The sequence below is a fragment of the Deltaproteobacteria bacterium genome, assembly GCA_030654105.1.
In the GTDB taxonomy this organism is placed as follows: domain Bacteria; phylum Desulfobacterota; class SM23-61; order SM23-61; family SM23-61; genus JAHJQK01.
In genome coordinates this window covers 1-4,210 of sequence record JAURYC010000180.1, presented here as the reverse complement: position 1 = coordinate 4,210, position 4,210 = coordinate 1, and the positions used below count along the sequence as shown (strand labels likewise).

At 51.5% G+C, this 4,210-nt stretch carries 5 protein-coding genes; all 5 read right to left on the bottom strand.

Annotation, left to right across the window (positions count from 1 at the left end):
• Positions 1-331: 331 nt before the first annotated feature.
• Positions 332-781 (bottom strand): DUF3795 domain-containing protein, encoded by a 450-nt coding sequence (locus tag Q7V48_07600; protein MDO9210597.1) that lies wholly within the window; start codon positions 779-781, stop codon positions 332-334.
• Complete coding sequence (locus tag Q7V48_07595) at positions 694-933, bottom strand: hypothetical protein (GenBank protein ID MDO9210596.1); 240 nt, start codon at positions 931-933, stop codon at positions 694-696. The genes Q7V48_07600 and Q7V48_07595 overlap by 88 nt, the downstream gene beginning before the upstream one ends.
• 8 nt (positions 934-941) lie before the next feature.
• Entirely contained in the window at positions 942-2,408 is a 1,467-nt protein-coding gene (locus tag Q7V48_07590; GenBank protein MDO9210595.1) for a DUF4147 domain-containing protein, read from the bottom strand.
• Positions 2,409-2,489: 81 nt separating this feature from the next.
• Complete coding sequence (gene eno, locus Q7V48_07585; GenBank protein MDO9210594.1) at positions 2,490-3,788, bottom strand: phosphopyruvate hydratase; 1,299 nt, start codon at positions 3,786-3,788, stop codon at positions 2,490-2,492.
• Positions 3,789-4,008: 220 nt separating this feature from the next.
• Positions 4,009-4,210: hypothetical protein (locus tag Q7V48_07580; GenBank protein MDO9210593.1), on the bottom strand; the 202-nt coding region annotated here is incomplete at its 5' end.

The following is a 4,210-nucleotide window of genomic DNA, read 5'->3' as shown; positions in this document are numbered from 1 at the left end:
ATTACTACAACCTTCTTGATATCATTTACTTTGAACTCGTTCATGTCTCCTCCTTGGCGGATGAACTTTTCCCCGCTTTCTTTCTTACCCGGCAGGGATGGAGGTTCCGAGTCTTCTTTGGGAGTCAGTATAGGGAGAAGGGCGATCGGGTATCAAATGGAAAAATACTTCAGTCTTAAATTTAATAGGACGCAGATTTACGCAGATAACCGCAGATAATTATTTTCTTTTTAGTTTATCCTGATAATCTGTGTACATCCGTGTCCAAAAAGGAATTTCCTATACAATTTAATTAATGGATGATCCCCTCTTGATCTGATACATGGGATGGCTAATCAACATCCACTGGCTGTTGACAGCTCCGACACTTTTTCACACCCCGGAACAATTTGTAATCACAATCGGGGCAATGGTAGCGTTTTTCTTCCTCTTCCATCCATCTCTCTGTTCCCAGCTCTCTCCAGGCTGGGATGGAGCGGAAAATAACTTTTTTACCAACAGGAATAGGAAAATCCTCGATATATTTGCAAGGAAAATCATTACATTGATGGCATCCCTCGAACCCTTTCTCCTTTACACAGGACCTGATCGGACAGACTTGACAGTATTTGAATAAATCATCAGAGAGGCATCCTTCACAGCGGATATCCTCCAGACTTACCCCATAAACCTTCGGTAATCTCTCTTTAAATTTTAAGTTATTCTCTTTGTGGGCAATGTAAATAGCACAAACACCGCAGTATAAGCCGCACGGAGCCGCAAGTTTCTCTTTATTTTCCATTCTCCCCTCCCGGAAATTTTCTCTGGCCCTGTCCATCCATTTTTCCAGAATCCGTTCAAAAATCCAGCATCCTTTCTTAAACCCCAAATCCCCGGCCGGTAATTTCCTCCTGTCTCAAGATCAGAATAAAGATTTGCCCCAACTTCGATCATCTTTTTCCCTATGGCCAGCGCCCCATGATTAACGCCACCGTTAGGTCTATGAGACTTATGTTCGGAGTCACCACGATCCCGCTGTTGAGTTTCCACAAAGCAGGGCTGGTGTTATGCCGCCTCAGCTCTCCAACGATATCCACTCCCAAATTTTTTGCTGACTCAACGGTCTGCCCATCCACGATGCCCCCGGCGAGACAGGGAATATCCACCGAGCCGGCGATGAACTGGGAGCCGGGTCCGTCGGTGCCGTCCGTGTCCACCGCCGCAATTACGATATTTTTACTTCCAGCAATCCTTAGGGCCGCCGAGAGCGCGAATTCCTGGTCCCGTCCACCGATCCCCTTTTCTTGCCCCACGGTTACGACCAACTCCCCGCTGGAGAACAGGGCGCAGGGAGGCTCGCAGGGCAGGCCTCTTCGTTCGACGGTGTTGGCAATCGCAGCCATGTATATTCCAGCCTGACTGGCCTCAATTTCTATGAGTTGATCGGCAACCATGATTGCTTTGAACCCGAGCTCTTCGGCTTTTTTCATGGCCGGCAGCACTTTCCCGCTCTGCCAGTATCCGGGCATGAGGCCGAAGATGCGGAAAGACATTTTATCAAAATCCTTGGCCTTGAGGGTTTCCTGCTCGGGGTCGGCTTCCTCCAAATGTCTTCTGACTGCGGCGGGAACCGCCTCCCAAGCCTCATACCGTTTTAAGTTGGCGATGGCCTCTTGAAAGGTTGTACAGTCAGGAAGGGTATGAAGCCAGTAATTTCCGTGCATCCGTTGGTCATATTCACCCGGATCGATCGCCAGGATGTGGATCATTTTCGCCGGATGGATATGGCGGGAGATTCTTCCTCCTTTCATCCGATCCAGATGATTCCGGATGGGGCTGAGATCCCTCGTCGGCATACCGCGCTCGATCTGGGTAACCATCGTAGTCTTGCGCAAGTCCTCCACGCTTATGCCGGGCACCGGCATGGTCAGAAGTGAGGACACACCGTTCGCCACACAGGTAAAGACCAGGTCCTTCTCCGTCAGATCTCTGGTTATCTCCAGGATTCGCTCACATCCTTTGACACAGTCTTCGTCGGGCGTCGGATGACCCCCCAGCGTAACGCCGATCCTTTTCAAAATTAAAGGATGACCTTTCTTGTCAATGACATGGCCCCCCGTGAGTCGGTCACCCAGAACATCTTCTATGGCTTTGGCCACATTCTGGATGCCCTTGCCCGCACCTAAAACGTAGATTCTGCCGAGCCGGGAGAGATCATACACCTCGTCGCCAGATCTGGGGTCTCCGCTGGGCTCGAATTCCTTATTCCCGACGATCAGCTTCCCGTCCTCCACCCGAATGAGTTTTCGGGTATTGGAGTATGGATCTGCAGCCTGTAGACCTGCTTCCAGGATCGGCAACATGGCTTTTCGACCGGAAAAATTCCCGGTAGAGAGAAGGACTTTCACATTTTGAATTCTGGTCCTCATGGATAATTAGAACTTCTCTCCCTGTCTATGAACTCAGGCTCGCTCGCCAGTTAAAATCTCCCGGAACACCGGCTCCCCGTATCAGGGGATTATCTGTAATCTGGAGCAACGAATGCTACCGCAGGCGTACTCCCCCTTTTCCCCCAACTCATCGGCTATGCGCAGGAGCCGGTTATATTTAACGATACTCTTCTGGCAAGGAGGCCCCAATTTTATCTGCCCGGCACCCTCCAGGACCGCCAGGTCGGAAATCGTGCTGTCCTCGGTCTCTCCCGAACGGGAGCTCAACATGGCAGCCCATCCTGCTTCTCGGGTGATGCGGATCGCCTCCAGCGTCTCGGTCAGGGTGCCGATCTGGTTGGGCTTGATAAGTACGGCGTTCGCCGCCTTGAGTTTAATTCCTCTCTGAATGCGGTCGGGGTTAGTAGTGAAAAGGTCGTCTCCGACCAGTTGTACTTTTTCTCCTATCCGTTTGGTCAAAGCCTGCCATCCTTCCCAATCTTCTTCCGCCAACCCGTCTTCAATGCTCACGATGGGGTAGGCCTCAACCCACTCGGCCCATAAATCCACCATTTCCTCCGAAGTGAGGTTGCGTCCCTCTCCGGTTAGGGCATAATTTCCATCACTATAAAGCTCGGATGTGGCGGCGTCTATCCCGATAAAGCACTCCTTCCCGAGCTTGTAGCCGGCTTTCTCAATGGCCGCGGCGATAACTTCCACCCCCTCCCGGTTGGAGCCCAGGGACGGGGTATAGGGGCCGCTCGCTTCCGGGATGCTGTACCCCTTCTTCTGAATGACCTCTCTCAATGCTTGGTACACATCGACCCCGGCTCGGAGCGCTTCCGGGAAGTTCGAGAGCCCCGCTGGAATCACCAGATACTCCTGGAGGTCAACTGAGCTCTGGGCATGCGAACCTCCGGCGAGCATATCAATTACCGGCACTGGCAGACGGAAGGGTCCTTCTCCTCCTAAATAGCGGTATAAGGGGACTTTCAGGCTGGCAGCGGCGGCATAAGCTGTGGCCAAAGAGACAGCCAGAATCGCATTGGCCCCCAACCTGCTCTTGTTTGGGGTGCCATCCAGGTTCAGGAGCTTCTCATCGACTTCTTTCTGCCGGGTCGCCTTCATACCCTTCAACGCCGGTGCGATCACCTGGCGGACGTTTTCTACCGCTTTGAGAACACCCTTACCCCCGAAGCGTTTGGAATCCCCGTCCAATAACTGAACCGCTTCGTGGCTTCCGGTACTGATTCCCGCAGGCACGGCTGCCTTGCCATAGCTGCCATCGGCCAGAATGACTTCGGCCTCAACCGTTGGGTTGCCACGGAAGTTTAATATCTCCCGGGCCCAAATTTTCTCAATTGTGTCCCCACTTGTCATCTTCATTCTCCTTCTCTATATAATCAACATCTCTTTCAACTAACGTGAGCGTGGTGAATAATAATGGAATTTACGCCATCTCCAGGAACTTGTCAAAAGAAAATGGGTCATCTCCAAATTAGTTGAGGGACAAAGAGCTGGCAGAATTAGAATGCCCAGTGATTTCAGGGTCCCGGAAAGAAAGGCATCTTGCTTGCAATCATGAGGCACATATCTCTCTCTAACTATGGCGGGGAGATTCTGTTATTTCTCCGAAGGTTTCTTTTCCTAGCCCCGCGCGCTTTGCGGAAGGCAAGCAGGGGGGTTTATGGAAATCGGATATCCCCGCCGATGCTTGCGGCGTAAGTTGCCTTTCTTTCCGGGACCTTGGCAGATTTTCATTAAAAATACGATCAACTAATTTGGAGATGATCCAAGAAAAT